A 19,474-nucleotide genomic window follows, 5' to 3' on the forward strand; every position below is an offset into this window, starting at 1 on the left:
AATAAATCTTGGGGATTATAAAATTTGATAAGGTGACGCAAATTTTTGGAGATTTGTGTGTTTTAAAGAATATCACTGTACAACTTACTGAAAGACGAATTGCTATTATTGGTGCGAATGGTTCTGGAAAAAGTACATTTGTTCGTCTTATCAATGGGTTACAATTACCATCTGACGGTTTTGTAAGTGTTGATGGGCTTGATACAAAGCGTGATGCAAAGGCAGTAAAGCGTAAAGTGGGATTTGTGTTTCAAAATCCTGATAATCAAATCGTTTTGCCATTAGTGGAAGAAGATCTCTCTTTTGGTCTCAAAAATCTAAAACTTAGTAAAGAGGAAATTAAGGAGCGCGTAGATGAAATTTTACAGCGCTATGATCTTCAAAATTTCAGAAATCACGCAGTTCATTTATTAAGTGGTGGACAAAAACAACTCGTTGCCATTTCCAGTGTAGTGGCAATGAAACCAGACTATATTGTTTTTGATGAGCCGACGACATTACTTGATTTGCGAAATAAGCGTCGCGTGACGCGAGTTATAGAGGAATTATCACAAACAGCAATTGTTGTATCACATGATTTGGAGTTTTTGAAAAAGTTTGATAGAGTGTTGGTTTTTGATAAGGGGGAAATAGTTGTAGATGATGTACCTTTTGTTGCGATCAAAGAATATATAAGAAGAATGTCATGATCGGCTTATATCTTCCGAGGGATACATTTGTTCATAAGATAAAGCCAAGTATTAAGTTGTTATTTCTTGCGGTATGTGGAACTACTCTATTCATGGTTTCATCTGTACCTATGCTCTCGTTTTTTTTATTGTTTGTAGCTTTGTTGTATGGAGTTGCGAAGATTCCTTTCAAGAATGTTGTAAAACAGCTTAAATCGATGGGTTTATTTTTAGTACTTATATTTGTTTTTCAAGTTTTTTGTAAGAGTTGGCTTGAGGGGGCTGAAGTCGTCTTACGCCTTATTATTCTTTTTTCTTTATCATCGCTTATTTCATTTACGACAAAAGTTTCAGATATGGTTGACACGATTCAAGCAGGGCTACGGCATTTTCGTTGCTTTGGCATAAATCCATCAAAAGTAAGTATGGTTATCTCTATGGCGATAAGGTTTATTCCTCTTTTGAGTGAGAAATTTAATGAAGTGCGTGAAGCACAGCGGGCGCGCGGATTTGATAGCAACATTTTTGCTCTTGCAATGCCCCTTATTATACGAACTATCAAGATGGCTTCGGAGGTGGCTGAGGCCTTAGAAGCACGTTCTTATGATAGTAATACTGATAGTAAAGTCTAATGTCGATAAAGGTATTCGCAGTAAAGGAATAATTTAATGAATACAAAAGATTTATCTTATATCGCCCTATTTGCTGCTATTTATGCAGTTTTGGGGCTATTCCCTCCTATTTTTCTTCCTTTTCTGCTTGGAGTTCCTATTACGGCTCAATCGATGGGACCGATGTTAGCAGGATCTATACTCGGGGCGAAGAGGGGAGCTTTAGCATCGCTTCTTTTCCTTGTCCTTGTCGCAATTGGGTTACCTCTTTTGCCTAGTGGTCGTGGTGGAATTAGTGTTTTTTTAGGAGCTACTAGTGGTTATCTGATAGGTTTTCCATTTGCTGCATTTTTTATTGGTTTTATGGTTGAGTTGCTTTGGCGTCGGCTAAATTTTATTAAGTTATTTGTGATAAATGCTGTAGGTGGTATTGGGATTGTTTTCCTTTTTGGAATACCATGGATGGCTTATGTTACTCAAATTCCCTTGCTGACAGCTTTAATAAGTTCTTTAGGTTTTTTAATTGGCGATTTTCTGAAAGTGTTAATTGCCTCCTTTATAGCACTTACAGTTAAAAAATCTATTCCCCTTATTGTGCCCCGAAAAAGATAATTTCCACTTAAATAGAAAAAATATGTAAGAGAACAGAAACTTATTGTGGGTTATTTAAGTATTTATTTAAAAAGTTACTATACAATCTGTATACTATTCATGATGCGTTAAGCATAAAAATATCACTGATAAATTACATGGATTATGATTTGTTTTAATTAAGTTTATTAAAAAAGTCAGATGATATATTAAACAAAAATTGTATAGAAAATTATATTAATATCTATTGTTTAATAAATTATAAAATTTTTCTATGATTATTTATATTTATAATATATAATACAAAAAGATATTATATTGAATTCATTTTGAGTATTAAAATAAAGTATATATGAGTAAAATTATGAATATAAGATATTATTTTTTTGTATGCGCTATTATTTTATTGTTTTCATCTGTTGTGAAAGCGTCTGAGCATATGGTTTTTCAAAAAGAAACATCTGTTGTTCTTGTGCCTACTGTTACTGCAAAAAATATGTTTTTGAGTGAACCGGTTCTATCTTTTGATTCTTTATTGAATAAAGTTATTGCACCTGCTCATCCTGGGAAACATGGTATATTTTGGAAAACTGTAACATCAGCTTTTTCGAAATTAGGACGTGTGTATGCTGATTTAGGAAGATATTTATACGCTTCTATATTCTCTATATTTAATTGGTAGGATAAAAGTGTATTATCTTTTCATTAAGCAATGATTGACCAGTATAAGTAATCTGAATAATGGGAACATCAATCTTTTTCAATATATTCAGAATTTTTTCGATGATTTAACAGAACAACAGGTGTTTTTTTGTTTTTTCATAGCTATTATTTTGCGGATTTGCGGATATTGAGCCTATGAGACTATCATAAGGTTGAAATATACGCGTTTTTTACAATGTTGGGTTCTCTATGGATAAAAACTTATAAGTTTTTTTACTTTGGAAGAAAAAATTACTAGATTTAATCTAGTAAAGCTTTTAGAGTAAATGAAACATATTAGGCAAAAGTTTCTTCCTCTATTTTAATTTTTTATGGAAACGAGTTGTTGCATTTTAAAGTACTACAAACAGCTTATTTCATTCAGATTTACAGTATTATCTCAAGAAAAATTATTACATTTCCTGTAATTTTTTGAATATGACTTTATTTTGGTGCATCTTTTCAAGGATATCAAAAGTAAATTTGTATAGAGTTTTAGTGATTATACAAAGGTGAGAGAGATTTTCAAAGATTTTTTTAGAAATAGAAACTCTTTGGACAGCTGGCTCTTCTAAGAAACGCTCTGAAAAGAACGCCTGATTCGTAATTGAAAAAATTCCGAATAGGGGTAGATTCGAAATCCTATTCCCTTACTTTTATCCACGTATCCTTCACTCAAAAAACATATGTAGAATCAATAAGTTATTTGGGTTAAAGACACAAAGTGGTGCCCAGACGCGGATTCGAACCACGGACACGCGGATTTTCAGTCCGCTGCTCTACCAACTGAGCTATCTGGGCACGTTTCACAAAACACGTGAAACGTGTGCGGTTATAACATTAAAATTTTCTCTGTCCAGTCATGAAACGAAAAATAATCGATTTTTTATAAGTTTATCTCCGTATTCTAAGCAATATAGTGACTCTTTCCAATAAAATAAACTTGATAGCTATGTTATGTCACGTTAGTGTATCGTTATCAGGATGCTGTCTTTATCGTAGTGATGACACGAGGAAATTATTTTTAGAGAATCAATCTCGATTCATGGTCTAAGAGAGATGTTTTTAAAAGATTCCCGCGTATTTTGAGCTTACGAAATAAATAGAAAACATTTTTGATTTTTGTTTGCAAAGACTATTGGCGCAGTCTTTGTAGTAATTCGCCTTTCTTTAAAGAAAGGCAAGCCATCTAAAGGGGAGAAATAATGATAATGTTAAAAAAACCAAGTTGTCGTCCAAATAATCCTAATTTTTCTTCAGGTCCTTGTAGTAAACGTCCTGGTTGGAGTCTTGAAGTTCTTAAAAATGCATTAGTTGGACGTTCACATCGATCGAGAGAAGCAGCATTGAGACTTGCTGAAGTCGTCAATTTAACCCGTGAGGTTCTTGAAGTGCCTTCGGATTATCGTATAGGGATTGTTCCTGCCTCAGATACCGGTGCTGTTGAGATGTCTCTATGGTCTTTATTAGGTGAGCGTGGCGTCGATATGGCAGCGTGGGAAAGTTTTGGATCCGGGTGGATTGCAGATGTTGTTGAACAATTAAAGCTTTCTGATGTGCGTCTTTTTGAAGCTCCCTATGGTGAATTACCAGATTTAACACAAATTGACTTTGATCGTGATGTTGTTTTTACATGGAATGGAACGACTTCAGGTGTGTGTATTCCTAATGCAGATTTCATTCCAGATAAGCGAGCAGGGTTGACAATTTGTGATGCAACCTCAGCAGCTTTTGCACAAAATCTTGATTTTTCAAAATTAGATGTTGTTACTTTTTCATGGCAAAAAGTTCTTGGAGGAGAGGCTGCACATGGTATGTTGATTTTAAGTCCTCGTGCTGTTGAAAGACTTGAGAGTTATGTTCCATCTTGGCCCATGCCACAAATTTTCTGTATGACAAAAGATGGAAAATTGACTGAAAATATTTTTAGAGGGGTAACCATCAATACGCCTTCTTTGCTATGTGTTGAGGATTTTCTTGATGCATTGAAGTGGGCAAAGGCGCAGGGTGGTTTACGGGCATTAATGGCGCGCGTTGAGAAAAATTTTTCTGTACTTGATGCTTTTGTTCGTAAAACTCCGTGGTTGGAATATTTGGCAAAAGATCCTCACGTACGTTCTCATACATCTGTTTGTTTGGATATTGTTGATCCAGTTATTACTGCTTTAGAGACTGAAAAGCGGGTATCTTTTATAAAAGCGGTAGTGAATCGTCTTGATGAGGAGGGGGCTGCTTATGATATTGGTTCGTATCGAGATGCTCCTCCAGGGCTGCGGATTTGGACAGGTATAACGATTGAGGCTTCCGATCTTGAAATTTTAACACATTGGCTTGAATGGGCATTTCAAGTTGAAAAAGCGCGACTTTAAGTAATTATTAGCGATTTTTATAATCCGTTTTTTTCAAGAAAAAGAATACGGGAGATTATCATGATCTTTCGTATTTTTGTGTCATACAAACAATTTAAAAATGCTGCATAGATTGTGAAAGATCACAAGGGAGAGTGGATGATTTATCAAGTGTTGACGACAAAACCACCAAAAGCTCTCAATTTTTCTACTTTTTGCGAAAAAAATGACTGATTTAAAATAAAGATATATTTTATAATCCTAGCATTTGTTTGCCTTTTATTATTATGAATCTGAAAATTTAATTACTTAAAGATTGGGAAAAAGCTGAAATGAAGAGTCGCACTTGCTCTAAGGTTTCGTTATAAAGAGACATTTGTTTTTGAATGCTGGTTTTATTTGAAAAACGCGACGGAGAAAGTTATGGCCAATGTAGTAGTTGTCGGTACACAATGGGGTGATGAAGGCAAAGGTAAGATTGTAGATTGGCTGTCTGAACGGGCAGATATTGTGGTGAGATATCAAGGGGGGCATAATGCAGGTCATACATTGGTTGTTGATGGGGTTAGTTATAAATTATCGCTTTTGCCGTCTGGTTTAGTTCGTGGGAAGTTATCAATTATCGGCAATGGTGTTGTTATTGATCCTCACCATTTTGTAGCAGAATTAAAAAAACTACGTGATCAGGGTGTAAAGATTACCCCAGAAATTTTACGTATTGCTGAAAATGCTCCGTTGATTCTTTCTTTGCATCGCGATCTTGATGCAACGCGTGAAAGCGGTTTATCTGGTTTAAAAATTGGTACGACAAAGCGTGGTATTGGACCAGCTTATGAAGATAAGGTGGGGCGTCGTGCGATTCGCGTGATGGATTTAGCAGAACCTGAGACGCTTATGGCTAAGATCGAACGGCTTTTGGGACATCATAATGCTTTACGGCGTGGGATGGGGGTTGCAGAAATTGATTCTCAAACACTTTATGATGAGTTGATGCAAGTAGCGGATGAAGTTCTACCCTTTATGGATTGTACGTGGCGTCTTTTAGATGAAAGTTATCAGATGGGAAAGCACGTTCTTTTTGAAGGTGCACAAGGTGCTTTATTAGATAATGATTTTGGAACTTATCCCTATGTGACGTCATCTAATACAGTTGCTGGACAGGCATGTACTGGTTCAGGTATGGGGCCTAGCTCAATTCATTACGTTTTGGGGATTGCAAAAGCTTATACAACACGTGTGGGAGAAGGACCATTTCCAACAGAGCAGATAAATGATATTGGCGAATTTCTTGGGATGCGTGGGTGTGAATTTGGTGTTGTGACGGGTCGAAAACGCCGATGTGGTTGGTTTGATGCTGTCTTAGTACGACAGATGGTAACGGTTTGTGGTGTTCAGGGGATAGCACTGACGAAGCTTGATGTTTTGGATGGTTTGGATGAAATTAAAGTTTGTATTGGTTATGAGCTTAATGGTAAAAAAATCGATTATTTACCCTCTTCCATGGGAGCTCAAGCCCGTGTAAAACCTATTTATGAAACATTAGAAGGATGGAAGGAAGCAACAGCACATGCATTGAGATGGGAGGATTTACCGGTGCAGGCTGTTAAATATATACGCTATATTGAAGAACGAATTAATACAAAGGTGGCTTTATTATCCACTAGCCCTGAGCGTGAAGATACTATCCTTATAACTGACCCTTTTGCAAATTAATCATTATGTATGATTTCTATACAGGTTTTTTTGTGTTTTTCTACCAGGAGAGTTTAAAAGGCAAAGGAGAGAAAGCTGTAAAATAGTATTGTTTATTTTTCACATTCATTTTAAATTATTACGATAGTTGTATCGATGTAAATGGCAATCAATTTAGAAGGCTAAAATGAAGGCATTTTTAGTTTTATGATGGGATTTCTTTTTTCGGTCTGAGAAAGACATAAAGGATATGGTAGATTTCGTTGGAATCTTAAAAAAGGCAATTAGTGCACAGAGTAATGGTACAGCACAAGTGCGTAAGCGAATTTATAAACGGGCTATCGAAACATTAGAACATCAGTTTGTAGCAGCAAAAGTACCGCATGCCATAGCAGATGAGAAGAGAAAGACTTTACGAAGTGCTATTGCAACTGTTGAGGAAGAGTATTTAGCAGTTGAAAAGAAGTTGCTTTCTTCAGTCATTGGATGGAATTCTACACAGAGTACTGAAGATGGCAAGCACATACAAAGTTCTCCATTGCCACAGAATAATGCGTTTTCAGAGGTAGAAACAAAAGAAAGACAAGCTTCTGTTACAAGTTCAAAGGACAAAAGGGCGCTTAATAAGCCTTGTGTATCAGTTATGCCAGATGCAGAGCCTGTCAATATGAAAGCAGATTTTCCTTCTCAAAATATTGATGACAATATGTTAAAAGCTTCCCCTTTAACTGCTTCCTCGCAAGGGGATAATCCGCACATTGTTTCGCATATTTTTTCTCAGGCTTTGCGTCGTGCTCATCGGTCATCGATGCAAAGGCGCATTGTAATAAGTGCTTCTGCTTTTGCTAGTTTTGCCATCTTAACTGTTGGTATTTGTTTCATTGGGGGGCGTGTGTTTGTAACAGATGATTACCAGTTAACGGAGCAAAATCTTCAAGTTTCTCATGCATTATCAAAGGCAATTTCGGTTAATCAAAAGTTAACAAAACGCTTATTAGAGGATGGAAGCGAAGTTGACGTCGGTTTAGATAAAACAGCGGATTCTTCGAATGAAGAGGGGAGCTCAACAGTTGTAGCGAATAATTTGCAATTACCTGAGCAACTAGGTGAAGCTGTTTTTTATCAAGCGCGTACGAATTCTGATACAGAAAAAGTGGCGACAGGAAGTGCTCGTTGGACGCTTATAAAGGAGTCTCGTGTAAAGGGAGCTCCAGAAGAATCGGCTATACAAGGTGATATAACAATTCCCGATGAAGGGTTATCATTACGGTTAATTCTACGTCGTAATACCGATATGTCTTTTCCTGCTGCATATATGATGGATCTTATCTTTATTCCTTCTGATAAATTTTCAGGTCAAGCTATAAGTAATGTCCAAGCATTAACTTTTAAAGCAAGTGAACAATCCATTGGACAAGCTTTAACAAGGGCTGTTGCAGCGAAGATTGACGATGATTTTTTTCTTGTTGCTTTAAGCGGCAATCATCCATTTCTTGACCGGAATTTACAATTGATGCGAGAATTGGATTGGGTGCGTTTGGTGTTAACAGATAAAAACGGACGTATAAATGAGTTAACCTTTGCAAAAGGACCAACAGGTGAGTCTATTTTTAATGAAGTTATTGGACAATGGCTCGCGCAACCAGATAAGCTCACAGTTCTTGGTCAGAAAAAATAAAACACCAATGTGAGTAATGCAAGAAACTACATAAAGAACCCTTTCTGCCAAAAGGGTTCTGTTGACCGATTCAAGAGTATAAAACCAATACAGCTCTTTTCTTATCAAGAACACGCAAACAAATTGGATTTATATCTAATTTCGTAGGCTCTACACTTAACTTTGAGATAAGGCAGAAGCTTTGATAGAATTTTGTACTTTTTCAAATGCACGCATTTCAATTTGTCTGACACGTTCACGACTGATATTAAATTCACTTGAGAGCTCTTCTAGCGTTAATGGTTTATCGCTTAAACGACGAGCTTTGAATATACGCTTTTCACGTTCATTCAGATTGTCCATAGCGTTTATAAGCATGGAACGACGATTTTCCAATTCGCTTTGTTCAATCAAAGCCTGTTCCTGATTGTCAGAGTCATCCACCAACCAATCTTGCCATTCGCCGTTTTCACCTTCTTTTGTGCGAAGAGGCGCATTGAGTGAAGTGTCACCACCAAGTCGACGGTTCATAGAAATAACTTCATCTTCTGTGACATTTAATTGGGTTGCAATTTCTTTTACTTGTTCCTCGTTAAGATCGCCACTGTCAAGGGCTTGAAGTCTACTTTTTAATTTACGAAGATTGAAAAACAAACGCTTTTGATTAGCGGTTGTTCCCATTTTTACTAAACTCCAAGATCGCAATACATATTCTTGAATTGATGCTTTAATCCACCATATCGCATAAGTTGCAAGACGAAAACCACGTTCTGGCTCGAAACGCTTAACAGCCTGCATAAGGCCAACATTGCCTTCTGAAATAACTTCCCCAATAGGCAGCCCATAGCCTCTATATCCCATGGCGATTTTGGCTACAAGCCGCAAGTGACTGGTTACAAGCTTATGCGCAGCCTTTAAATCATTATGTTTACGATAACGCTGAGCCAGCATGTATTCTTCCTTTGGCTCAAGCATTGGAAAACGACGGACTTCTTCCAGGTAACGATTCAATCCTCCGTCACCTGTTGTGACTGATAGCAGATTCATATGGGCCATAAAGCACCCTCCTTTTGTACGAATTCCCTCATAAGGCAAATTCTTTTTCCAGATATTCTAAACATCTCTTCAACTTTATCCTAGCATAATTTTCAAATTTGTTCAAAAAAAGATATCTATTGTGAAATCCTGATAAAGCAAAAAGTTTCAATTTATTTTTTAAAATGCTTGATAAGTTCAGCCATATCTTGAGGGAGTGGTGAAGAAAAAGACATAATTTGGCCTGTAGCGGGGTGTTCAAAAGTAAGGCTAGCGGCATGGAGCGCTTGTCGGTTGAATTGATCGATTGCATTTTTAGTGATGGGATTAAGGATATTTGATTTTGTTCTAAAAGCATTTCCATAAACAGTATCACCTATGAGCGGGTGTCCAATATGAGCCATATGAACACGAATTTGATGAGTTCTTCCAGTTTCCAAACGACATTCCAGAAGACTGGCAAAAGGTGTTGTATTTGCACAGATTCTATATTTTTCAAGGAGAGAAAAATGTGTAACAGCATGGCGCGCATGAGTTTTGTGGTTATGGACGACAGCTTGCTTTATTCGATTATGGGGAGAACGACCAAGAGAAGCATCAATTGTCCAGATATTGCGACTAGGAACTCCCCAAATCAAAGCGTGATAACGCCGATCTAATGCACAGGTACGCCCATGGTCAGAAAATTGGGCACTGAGACTTTTATGAGCGAGATCGTTTTTGGCAACAACCATGACGCCACTTGTGTTTTTATCGAGACGATGGACAATACCGGGGCGCTTAACCCCGCCGATACCAGATAAACTATTCCCACAGTGATGGATAAGAGCATTAACCAATGTTCCGGTCCAATTACCATTGCCGGGATGAACAACAAGACCAGCTGGTTTATTGATGACAATAACATGATCATCTTCAAAAAGAATGTCCAAAGCGATGGCTTCACCCCTAGGTTCCGCATCACGAAGGACAGGCATTGTCAATTCAATGATTTGGTTAGGTTTTAATTTTGTTTTTGGTTCCCTTATGAGTTGACCATCAACTTTAAGATAGCCTTCACGGATGAGGGTTTGTAGGCGTGAACGTGACAGCGCATTATGGTATTGTTTAGCAAGCCACTGATCGAGTCGTTGCCCAAGAGCATCTTCATCCGTTATTTGCTGTGTGATCATATAATTCCTATTAAGCTTTTAATAAGATCCTTTTACCAATATGAAATTGCTTTTGTATCGAGAAATTCTTTAATTCCCCAGAGACCACCTTCACGAGCACGTCCAGAAAATTTTACGCCTCCAAAGTAACTCCCACTAGGCAACCCATGTCCATTAATTTCTACCATACCGGACCGTATTTGTGCTGCGATACGACGACATTTACTGCGATCTTGTGATTGTATATAATTTGTAAGACCATATTCGGTGTCATTGGCTAAAGCTACAGCTTCATCTTCTGTATTAAAGGGAAGAATTGAGAGGACTGGACCAAAGATTTCTTCTCGAAAAATACGCATATGAGGTTTCACATCAGCAAAAACTGTGGGGCGTACATAATAACCACATTCCATTCCCATTGGTAAACCAGTCCCACCTGCAACAAGAGTTGCACCTTCATCAATTCCAGATTGGATAAGATCTTGAATTTTGTTGTATTGTTGTTTTGAAACTACGGGACCAATATGATTTCCTGCTTGATGGCTTGGTCCCACTTTTGTCTGTTCGGCAATCTCTTTGGCTGTTTGGATAGCTTCATCATAGAGGGCTTGTTCTACAAGCATACGGGTTGGTGCATTACAGCTTTGTCCACTGTTATAAAAGCAGTGTCGTACCCCACGTTGAATAGCGTCTGTATCAGCATCAGCAAAGATGATATTAGCGCCTTTCCCTCCAAGTTCCAGACAAACTCGTTTTAAAGTATTGCTGGCATTTTTAGAAATATCTTTTCCTGCTCTGGTTGATCCGGTAAAGCTAATCATTTCTAGATCTGGATGAGCAGAGAGGTAAGAGCCAACGTTGGCACCATCACCGTTGATTAAATTAAAAACACCGGCAGGCAAAGCGGCTTCATCTAAAATTTCAGCAAAGAGCATGGCAGAAAGAGGAGCAATTTCAGAAGGTTTTAACACCATCGTGCAGCCAGCTAAGAGAGCAGGGATGACTTTAAGTGTTACTTGGTTCATAGGCCAATTCCATGGAGTAATCAGTCCTACAACGCCGATAGGATCATAATGGAGAATTGCTTGTTCATTTCCTTCTATTAAAACATCTTGGAATGAAAATTCTTTATAAGCCTTGATAAAGTTGCGAATATGAGAACTGCCGGTAGCTGTTTGTGCATTGAGTGCCATGTCAATCGGTGCTCCCATTTCCATTGAAATGGTTTTTGCCATATCACCTGAGCGTTTTTCGTAGATTTCTAAAATTTTTTCGACGAAACCAAGACGTTCACTAGGCAGGGTTGTTTTCCAAGTTTGAAAAGCCTCTTTAGCAGCATTAATTGCTTTATCTGCGTCTCTTACGCTGCCAAGGCTAATGACAGCACAAGCTTCTTCTGTTGATGGATCAATGACGTGTAGATCGTGGGGAGTGCTTGGATCATCCCATAGACCGTTAATATAAAATTTCCGCTTATTAAACATGATTATTCCCTCATTTTTCTCTTTTTATATTGTTAAATTTTACCCTATTTGATCCTTTTTAAACAAGAATAACAAGGATAATTTTGTCAAAGCAACAAATTGATTTATTTTTATGACAATAAAGCACGGAGAATTGAAAGAGCACTTATTATACTAGTGTTTATATTATTGCGCTCATCATTTTTATGAAAGAAGCAGGAAAAAGAATAATTGGCAATTTTTTCTCATAGAATTTTCTTAAAAACAAAGAGAGTACAGTTTCATGACATCATGAATTTTGTAATTTCCCTAGATTTGCAGAGAAAGTCCTACGGAAAGAAATTATGGCATTATTTTTTGTTAAAAAGTAGCAGTCAGCAAAAGGTTATTAACCTTCGTGTTATAGTCTCTCTATATTCTTTTTGAAGAGGCAATTGTTCTCATTATTATTATAAGTTTGTTGGGTATCATGCATAATTCGAAAAAAAAATCTGTTTCTACGTCTTCTTTTTCTGATGAGAATCCACAAAGTGCATCAGAAGGAAATGTATCTACTAAGATTGTTGAGATATTTCCTTATCCGGAAGTATGGAAAAAAGCATTTGCCTTGGGACAAAATGTACGTTTTACGCGAACACCAGAAGTTGAGATTTTACGTCGTCGGATAGAAGCAGATCCAATTTTTGCAAAACAGTTTAAAATTTTTACAAAGCAAGAGCAAAAAAATCTTACAAACATTCCACATACGCACAAAAAAACAAAAAATCTCTCATCAACAAAAAGAGTCATTAATTCTCAATCGATAGAGAATAAAGCGTCAATTTGTCATTCAGCGGTTTTGAAGCAATTATCACGGCAAGCTGTTAGTATGCCGCTTGAGAAAGATACAGAGGAACATAAATTACAAGTAGAAAATGTGGTGAAAAAAATAAAGCCTGTTTTTCATCTTTCTGATGATGCATTTTTTGAGTGTGAATCCTTTATGCTAGAGCAGGTTGATGCTCAAATTTCAGAAGATAATTTGTCGATTGATTGCACGAATAATGAGATTACATCTGATACACCTTCTGCCTTTGATGAATCAATTACTGCTCTTTACCGTGTTCTTGAATACCGCTTTCCACAATTTTATGATTCAATTACAGCAGAAACTCCAGCGGGAGAGATTGGGAAAGACGAACAAATTTCTGATTTAATGCATGCAAAGAATCATACAGTTAAAGAGAATCAAGAGTATCATTCTCAGCTTGCTATTGAAGATTCTTCTGATAGGTTAAGCGATGTAAAGGCTCTTATAGACACCAAAAATACGAGCAATATTGCTTGCTCTACATCAAGAGCTATTGCAAAAAATCCAAGGGATTCTTCTGTAATGAAACCAAAAGGCAAATCATTACGATCTGCTAGTTCGTCGCTCAGTAATTATAATTCCGCTTTTACGTCAAATGTTCAATCTTTTGATGATGCTACTTATGAATTTCCTCCAATAAATTTATTGCAGGAACCTGTTTTTCATGAAGGTACAGTGATTCCACAGGAAACATTAGAACGCGGTGCTGGACTTTTAGAAAGTGTTTTGGAAGATTTTGGCATTAAGGGTGAAATTATCCATGTTCATCCAGGTCCAGTGGTAACAATGTATGAGTTTGAGCCTGCAGCTGGAGTAAAATCATCGCGGGTCATTAACCTTTCTGATGATATTGCGCGTTCTATGTCTGCTATTTCTACACGCGTAGCTGTAATTCCTGGACGGAATGTTATTGGAATTGAGTTGCCAAATGCGGTTCGTGAAACCGTTTATTTACGAGAATTAATCCAAACAAGTTCTTTTCGTGAAAGCCAATTTAAACTCGCTCTTGCTTTGGGGAAAGGGATTAATGGTGAACCGGTAATTGTAGAATTGGCAAAAATGCCTCATTTATTGGTTGCAGGAACAACAGGATCGGGCAAATCTGTCGCAATTAATACAATGATTTTGTCGATTCTTTATCGCATGACACCAAAGCAGTGCCGTTTGATCATGGTTGACCCTAAAATGTTAGAACTCTCTGTTTATGATGGTATTCCTCATCTTTTAACGCCTGTTGTGACGGATCCGCAAAAAGCTGTAACAGCTTTAAAATGGGCGGTTCGTGAAATGGAAGAACGTTACCGAAAAATGGCTAAATTAGGTGTGCGTAATATTGATGGTTTTAATGCTCGCGTTGCCCTTGCAGCACAAAAAGGCGAAACGATCATGTGCACTGTACAGTCGGGTTTTGATAAGGAAAGTGGGGAAATACTTTATCACGAAGAAGCAATGGATCTAACACAGCTTCCTTATATTGTTGTGATTGTTGATGAGATGGCTGATCTCATGATGGTGGCAGGTAAAGAAATTGAAAATGCCATTCAACGTTTAGCGCAAATGGCACGTGCAGCGGGTATTCATCTTATTATGGCCACACAGCGTCCTTCTGTTGATGTCATCACTGGTACGATTAAAGCAAATTTTCCAACCCGTATTTCTTTTCAGGTTACATCGAAAATAGACAGTCGTACAATTTTAGGAGAACAAGGAGCTGAAACACTGTTGGGGCAAGGTGATATGCTTCATATGGCAGGTGGTGGACGTATTGTACGCGTTCATGGGCCTTTTGTTTCTGACGAAGAAGTTGAATCCATTGTTGCACATCTTAAAATGCAAGGAAAGCCTGATTATTTAGCAACGGTAACGGATAGTGAAGACGATAACAAAGAAGATGAGGCTACGGATTCAGTTTCTGGAGTTTCAAAGGAAGAAAAATCTAGTGAAGATGGTGAGGAACTTTATATGCAAGCTGTAAAGATTGTTATGCGTGATAAAAAATGTTCGACATCTTATATTCAACGCCGCCTTGCAATCGGTTATAATAAAGCAGCTTCTCTCGTTGAGCGCATGGAAGAAAGAGGCATTGTTGGAGCTGCTAATCATGTAGGGAAACGTGAAATTTTACTCAATGAGTACATGTAGTAAGCGAGATAATTTTAAGAATATATAGCTTTAAAAATGTCTAACGATCATTATTTTAATGATTAATGCTTGCTTTATGCTATGAGCGAGGGTTGTTCTGTACTTATTTTTAAACTGTGGAATATTAAAAATATTAAATGGGGAGTGACAAAATAGAAGCGATATTTTGTATTAGGGTTGCTGGTATGTAGCATAAATACAAAGAAGGGTTTAAGATGTCTTTTACATTTTTAGATTATCTGGAATGTGAAGAAATTAAACAAACCTTCATGCGAGGACAGAGAGCTTTTGTTCTTTCCTCTGATTGTAACAATCTTCTTTGGTCCAATGGAGCTGCGGCGTATTTTTTTGGTTTTTCTTCTGTATCGGATATGATGAAAGACCGGTCTTTTTTAGACAAAATGGAGCGTCATAAAATATTGAAGAGTGCTCAATGTGCAAGTTCTGTTGCATTAGATGGTTTAAAGCATACTGCTGAATTTTCTGTAGTTTCTATTGATATTATTGGTTTAGGCAAGGTATTTTTATTAGAATCTCCTCTGGAAGAGGAAAAGATTTCTCTTATCGCTGGCTTGGATAATGCAACAATGTCCGTTGCGATAATTGATGAATATGCAACAATATTAGAAGCTTCTTCTCATTTTTCTTTTGTTGATGAAACAATCCAAATTCTACTACAGACGATTGATCATGAGAAGACAGTCAAAACCATTTTATCCATAGCGGGTGCTTATACACAAGTTGGTATTATTCGCCTAGAAATAAAACCAGCAAGTTTTTTGGTTTTATGCATGCCATTAAAAGCGGAAGAGTTGAAGAGTAAACAGGAGCTTTTTCATTTTAATCCGGAACTTTTACCACAACGGTTTACTTGGAGAATGGATAAAAATGGACGTTTTTGTGATGTTTCAAAAGAGTTAGCTGAAATTGTTGGACCTTTATCGTCTTCTATTTTGAGATCTGATTTTTATGAACTTACCAAGAGATTTAGTGATGAACGGTATCAATCCTTAAACGGCTTTATTGAAGCGGCTTTACCTTGGAATAAATGGACAGTTCAATGGCCTATTGATGATTCTCCAGAGTGGCTTGATGTTGAATTATCTGCTGTGCCAATTTTTGATAACGAACGACGGCTTGAGGGATTTTATGGCTTTGGTATTTTGAAGAAGCAAGAAAATGGACAAGAGAAAAAAGATGAAAATCTGGAAACAAAAACACCAAGTCTTTCGGAGATAGAGCGTTCAGCATTTCGTGAAATTGCACAACGATTGCGTGAAGAATTGCATTCATCGGTAGGATGTGATCATTGGGTTAAGGAAACAGCTGTTTTGTTGCCTAGTGCACAGACATTACCGGAAAATGCTATAGAACAAACTCTCATCAAAGAACCAGCAGTTGTTTTATCATTATTGGATACAGCAACGGATGGCATTTTTTGGTTGGATGAACAGGGTTTTATTCGAGCGGTTAGCAGTGCTGCTTTGGCATTAACTGGCTATGAAATCAACGAATTACTAGCCAAGCCGTTATCATCATTATTTACTTTGCAAAGTCGTTTTTTATTTGAAAAATATTTTAAGTTGATCCGTGTGAAGGAAAAAAATCAGGTTTTTAATCGCGGAGAGAGAGCAGAACTCGTGACGAAAAGTCATAAAAATATAACGGTTTTTATGACAATTGTACCTTTGGCACGACAAGACAATTATGCTGTTATATTGCATAATATAACAGAGGAAATTCTACCAGTAGATAAAAGAGTAGAAGAAAATCAAATGGTTGAAGTGATTCATGAAATACGGACACCTTTAAACGCTCTCATTGGTTTTGCAGAAATTATGAAAGATGGCCGTTTTGGTCTGATAGATAATGAGCGGTATCGTGGATATTTACGCGATATTATTTCATCTGGAAAACATATATTATCGCTGGTTAATCAATTACTAGAATGCTCAAAAGCAAATTATTCTGGCTCAAATAACAAGATTAATATGCCTGTGGAAGCATTTGATGTGATATCTTGTTTACGTGCCAGTATGGCTTTTCTTGAAACACAGGCTAATCATAATGGCATTATGATGCGTATTGCTGCTCCTTCTCATGTGCCATTTATTAGTGTGTCACAACAGATATTTCGGCAAATTATATGGAATCTTCTTTCCAATGCCATCCGTTTTACACCGTCGGGTGGGCAAATTATTGTTCACGTTTCTTATAGAAAAAAAGAGCGCGTGAAGATTGCAGTAAGTGATAACGGTATTGGGATGAGTGATGAAGAGATTATACAAGCACTGCAACCCTATGGACAAGTAGAGCGCAAAGATGGACGATCTGGCGACAGCGCTTTTGTTGGAACAGGTTTAGGTCTTCCAATGTGTAAAGCAATGGTAGAAGAAAGTGGTGGCCAATTTTTATTATTTTCAAAACCCAATCATGGAACAACTGTGGAAATGTTTTTTCCAGTGTCCCATGAGTCAAATGTTCCATGAGTCAAATCACGCATAAGTTTATTTTTTCTTGGCCAAAAGATCTCTGATTTCTGACAGAAGTTGTTCTTCTAGAGACATTTTTTTTGAACTTTCCTCTTCTTCTTGTTTTCGACGGAGCTTATTCATAGCTTTAACAAAGAGAAAAAGGACCCAAGCAATAATGAGAAAATTAATAAGTAAAGTTATAAAGTTGCCGTAGCTAATGGTTGCTCCCGCTGCTTTAGCGGCACTCAATGTAGCTTGTTTCTCGCCGGCAAGCTGAAGAAACATGTTAGAAAAGTCAATTCCACCTGTAATAAGCCCAATGATTGGCATAAAAATATCATTGACAATTGAATTGACCAAACCACCAAAAGCTCCTCCTATAATCACACCGATGGCGAGATCAATCATGTTACCTTTTAGAGCAAATTCCTTGAATTCTTTAAGCATTGCGTTTTCCCCTTTATGTATGCGACAGATGCTCATTTTAATTATCGCTTTTGATAAAAAAGAAAAGGGTAGTTTTTATTTTCTTAGTAAACCTGACATTATAATATGAAAACTCTTTTTTGAAAATATTATGATATATTTTAAAAGACTAACAAGGGGCATTGTTTGACTCTATATAAGGGTATCGCATAGAGTGCAGAACGACAAAAAGCTTTTTTAAGCTGTATCTACTCTCCCTTTAAGATAGAAATGGAAAATTTTGGTGATTTATAAAATTGTTTCAAGCTTTTTATAATAAAATTTTAAAAAAGTGCTTCATTGCACAATATGAACAATTGTGAACAAAAGAACATTTTTTAAAGCGGAAAATCTTTTTTGATCAATGTTCACAAGTAGTATGAGTGATAATGTTATAAATTTTCTTTCTGGTGGGATTTGTATTCTTGTTTAAATAGCATACCATCTCTTATGGAAGGCTGTGCGAGATATAAGAGGGAATGTTGTGGAGAAAAATAGATGAATTTTTTTCGTTGTATTGGTCGTTCTGCTTTATTTATGTTGGATCCAGAACATGCTCATCGTTTAGCTATTATCAGTCTAAAAAGTGGATTGAACAGGTATCAAAAGGTCGTTGATAAGCGTTTAAGTGTGACTGTTGCGGGGCTTGAGTTTGAAAATTTTGTTGGTCTTGCTGCGGGTTTTGATAAGAATGCAGAAGTTGTTGATGCTGTTTTTCAGTTAGGATTTGGTTTTACTGAAATTGGGACAGTGACGCCAAAGCCTCAGGGAGGAAATCCTAAACCACGGCTTTTTCGCTTAAAAGAAGATGAAGCAATTATTAATAGAATGGGATTTAATAATGACGGACATCACATTGTCTACAGCAGACTTTGTGCATGTAAACACCTTGGTATTGTAGGAATCAATATTGGTGCCAATAAAGATACGGTTGATAAGATTAACGATTATACTGCTGGTATTGCTCATTTTTATGATGTTTCTGATTATTTTACGATTAATATTTCTTCGCCTAATACGCCAGGGTTACGCGCTTTGCAAGCACGTGACAGTTTGCATCTTTTGATGAATGCAATTTCGCAGGCGCGTAATGAGCAAAAGAAAAAACATGGATTTTCCGTTCCCATTTTTTTAAAAATTGCACCTGATTTATCAGAAAAAGAATTGGATGATATCGCTGAAGAAATGAAGTTTTCTGATTTTGATGGTCTTATTGTTTCCAATACCACTCTTTCACGCCAAGGGCTTCACAATAGTTTTCTTAGTAGTGAGGAGGGGGGGCTTTCTGGACGTCCACTCTTTGAGCGCTCTACAATTGTGCTTGCAAAAATGCGTCAAAAATTAGGTAAGAAGATAGCAATTATTGGTGCTGGTGGTGTAAGGGATGCACAAACGGCATTGGAAAAAGTTAAAGCTGGTGCAGATTTGATTCAGTTATATAGTGGGATGGTTTATGAGGGACCAGAGCTTGCTATAACTATTCTGAAAGAGATTTTGCAGTGTATGCAGCAAGATGGAGTTGAGAGTATAAAAGCTTATCGTGATCACAGTGTTGACCATTGGGCAAAGCGCGCGCTTCCTTTATAAAAAAAATTAATAAAAAATGCGGGATTTTTTTAAAGGGG

General features: G+C 37.0%; 14 protein-coding genes and 1 tRNA gene. 10 read left to right on the forward strand and 5 right to left on the reverse strand.

The window, feature by feature from the left end; genetic code table 11:
- The first annotated feature begins 8 nt into the window (after window positions 1–8).
- The 4 genes from ME1_RS05585 (at window position 9) to ME1_RS05600 (ending at window position 2,552) form a co-directional block, all read left to right on the forward strand.
- A complete protein-coding gene (locus tag ME1_RS05585) occupies window positions 9–689 on the forward strand; it encodes an energy-coupling factor ABC transporter ATP-binding protein (RefSeq protein ID WP_004864424.1) in 681 nt (226 codons plus the stop codon).
- Window positions 686–1,300: an energy-coupling factor transporter transmembrane component T family protein gene (locus ME1_RS05590; RefSeq protein WP_004864426.1), complete on the forward strand. Its 615-nt coding sequence runs from the start codon at window positions 686–688 to the stop codon at window positions 1,298–1,300. Before ME1_RS05585 ends, ME1_RS05590 begins: the two co-directional genes overlap by 4 nt.
- Before the next feature lie 36 nt (window positions 1,301–1,336).
- On the forward strand, window positions 1,337–1,891 hold the full coding sequence (locus ME1_RS05595) for a biotin transporter BioY (RefSeq protein WP_004864428.1): 555 nt from the start codon (window positions 1,337–1,339) through the stop codon (window positions 1,889–1,891).
- A 343-nt stretch (window positions 1,892–2,234) separates the two neighbouring features.
- Window positions 2,235–2,552 (forward strand): hypothetical protein, encoded by a 318-nt coding sequence (locus ME1_RS05600; protein ID WP_004864431.1) that lies wholly within the window; start codon window positions 2,235–2,237, stop codon window positions 2,550–2,552.
- A 745-nt stretch (window positions 2,553–3,297) separates the two neighbouring features.
- On the opposite strand, the gene ME1_RS05605 is transcribed toward ME1_RS05600, so the two are convergent.
- Window positions 3,298–3,373 (reverse strand) — tRNA-Phe (locus ME1_RS05605).
- A gap of 404 nt (window positions 3,374–3,777) precedes the next feature.
- Here ME1_RS05605 and ME1_RS05610 point away from each other — a divergent pair.
- The 3 genes from ME1_RS05610 (at window position 3,778) to ME1_RS05620 (ending at window position 8,290) form a co-directional block, all read left to right on the forward strand.
- Window positions 3,778–4,941 carry a phosphoserine transaminase gene (locus tag ME1_RS05610; RefSeq protein ID WP_004864433.1) on the forward strand — a complete coding sequence of 388 codons (1,164 nt, stop codon included), beginning with the start codon at window positions 3,778–3,780 and terminating at the stop codon, window positions 4,939–4,941.
- 402 nt (window positions 4,942–5,343) lie between these two features.
- The gene (locus ME1_RS05615; RefSeq protein ID WP_004864435.1) at window positions 5,344–6,633 is read left to right on the forward strand and encodes an adenylosuccinate synthase; all 1,290 of its coding nucleotides are present in this window, start codon (window positions 5,344–5,346) and stop codon (window positions 6,631–6,633) included.
- Between the two features lie 229 nt (window positions 6,634–6,862).
- A complete protein-coding gene (locus ME1_RS05620) occupies window positions 6,863–8,290 on the forward strand; it encodes a hypothetical protein (protein WP_004864437.1) in 1,428 nt (475 codons plus the stop codon).
- 156 nt (window positions 8,291–8,446) lie between these two features.
- Here the strand turns inward: ME1_RS05620 and rpoH are convergent, their stop codons facing one another.
- The 3 genes from rpoH to ME1_RS05635 form a co-directional block, all read right to left on the reverse strand.
- A complete protein-coding gene (gene rpoH / locus ME1_RS05625) occupies window positions 8,447–9,325 on the reverse strand; it encodes an RNA polymerase sigma factor RpoH (protein ID WP_004864438.1) in 879 nt (292 codons plus the stop codon).
- A 152-nt stretch (window positions 9,326–9,477) separates the two neighbouring features.
- Window positions 9,478–10,476 (reverse strand): RluA family pseudouridine synthase, encoded by a 999-nt coding sequence (locus ME1_RS05630; protein WP_004864440.1) that lies wholly within the window; start codon window positions 10,474–10,476, stop codon window positions 9,478–9,480.
- Between the two features lie 32 nt (window positions 10,477–10,508).
- The gene (locus ME1_RS05635) at window positions 10,509–11,939 is read right to left on the reverse strand and encodes an aldehyde dehydrogenase family protein (protein WP_004864442.1); all 1,431 of its coding nucleotides are present in this window, start codon (window positions 11,937–11,939) and stop codon (window positions 10,509–10,511) included.
- Between the two features lie 448 nt (window positions 11,940–12,387).
- On the opposite strand from ME1_RS05635, the gene ME1_RS05640 reads away from it, so the two are divergent.
- Together ME1_RS05640 and ME1_RS05645 are read left to right on the forward strand one after the other, a co-directional pair.
- On the forward strand, window positions 12,388–14,910 hold the full coding sequence (locus tag ME1_RS05640) for a DNA translocase FtsK (RefSeq protein ID WP_004864445.1): 2,523 nt from the start codon (window positions 12,388–12,390) through the stop codon (window positions 14,908–14,910).
- 215 nt (window positions 14,911–15,125) lie between these two features.
- Complete coding sequence (locus ME1_RS05645; protein ID WP_004864447.1) at window positions 15,126–17,399, forward strand: PAS domain-containing sensor histidine kinase; 2,274 nt, start codon at window positions 15,126–15,128, stop codon at window positions 17,397–17,399.
- An 18-nt stretch (window positions 17,400–17,417) separates the two neighbouring features.
- Here ME1_RS05645 and mscL read toward each other — a convergent pair whose 3' ends face one another.
- The gene (gene mscL / locus ME1_RS05650; protein ID WP_004864449.1) at window positions 17,418–17,831 is read right to left on the reverse strand and encodes a large conductance mechanosensitive channel protein MscL; all 414 of its coding nucleotides are present in this window, start codon (window positions 17,829–17,831) and stop codon (window positions 17,418–17,420) included.
- A 516-nt stretch (window positions 17,832–18,347) separates the two neighbouring features.
- Between mscL and ME1_RS05655 the strand changes: the two genes are divergently transcribed.
- Entirely contained in the window at window positions 18,348–19,436 is a 1,089-nt protein-coding gene (locus ME1_RS05655) for a quinone-dependent dihydroorotate dehydrogenase (protein WP_004864450.1), read from the forward strand.
- The last annotated feature ends 38 nt before the right edge of the window (window positions 19,437–19,474 follow it).

It is taken from the genome of Bartonella vinsonii subsp. arupensis OK-94-513 (genome assembly GCF_000278235.1).
In the GTDB taxonomy this organism is placed as follows: Bacteria; Pseudomonadota; Alphaproteobacteria; order Rhizobiales; family Rhizobiaceae; genus Bartonella; species Bartonella arupensis.

Bases quoted from the DNA above. Each gene is read 5' to 3' on its own strand.
- ME1_RS05590 (WP_004864426.1), top strand. From the start codon at position 686: ATGATCGGCTTATATCTTCCGAGGGATACATTTGTTCATAAGATAAAG.
- ME1_RS05595 (WP_004864428.1), top strand. From the start codon at position 1,337: ATGAATACAAAAGATTTATCTTATATCGCCCTATTTGCTGCTATTTAT.
- ME1_RS05600 (WP_004864431.1), top strand. From the start codon at position 2,235: ATGAATATAAGATATTATTTTTTTGTATGCGCTATTATTTTATTGTTT.
- ME1_RS05610 (WP_004864433.1), top strand. From the start codon at position 3,778: ATGATAATGTTAAAAAAACCAAGTTGTCGTCCAAATAATCCTAATTTT.
- ME1_RS05615 (WP_004864435.1), top strand. From the start codon at position 5,344: ATGGCCAATGTAGTAGTTGTCGGTACACAATGGGGTGATGAAGGCAAA.
- ME1_RS05620 (WP_004864437.1), top strand. From the start codon at position 6,863: ATGGTAGATTTCGTTGGAATCTTAAAAAAGGCAATTAGTGCACAGAGT.
- rpoH (WP_004864438.1), bottom strand. From the start codon at position 9,325: ATGGCCCATATGAATCTGCTATCAGTCACAACAGGTGACGGAGGATTG.
- ME1_RS05630 (WP_004864440.1), bottom strand. From the start codon at position 10,476: ATGATCACACAGCAAATAACGGATGAAGATGCTCTTGGGCAACGACTC.
- ME1_RS05635 (WP_004864442.1), bottom strand. From the start codon at position 11,939: ATGTTTAATAAGCGGAAATTTTATATTAACGGTCTATGGGATGATCCA.
- ME1_RS05640 (WP_004864445.1), top strand. From the start codon at position 12,388: ATGCATAATTCGAAAAAAAAATCTGTTTCTACGTCTTCTTTTTCTGAT.
- ME1_RS05645 (WP_004864447.1), top strand. From the start codon at position 15,126: ATGTCTTTTACATTTTTAGATTATCTGGAATGTGAAGAAATTAAACAA.
- mscL (WP_004864449.1), bottom strand. From the start codon at position 17,831: ATGCTTAAAGAATTCAAGGAATTTGCTCTAAAAGGTAACATGATTGAT.
- ME1_RS05655 (WP_004864450.1), top strand. From the start codon at position 18,348: ATGAATTTTTTTCGTTGTATTGGTCGTTCTGCTTTATTTATGTTGGAT.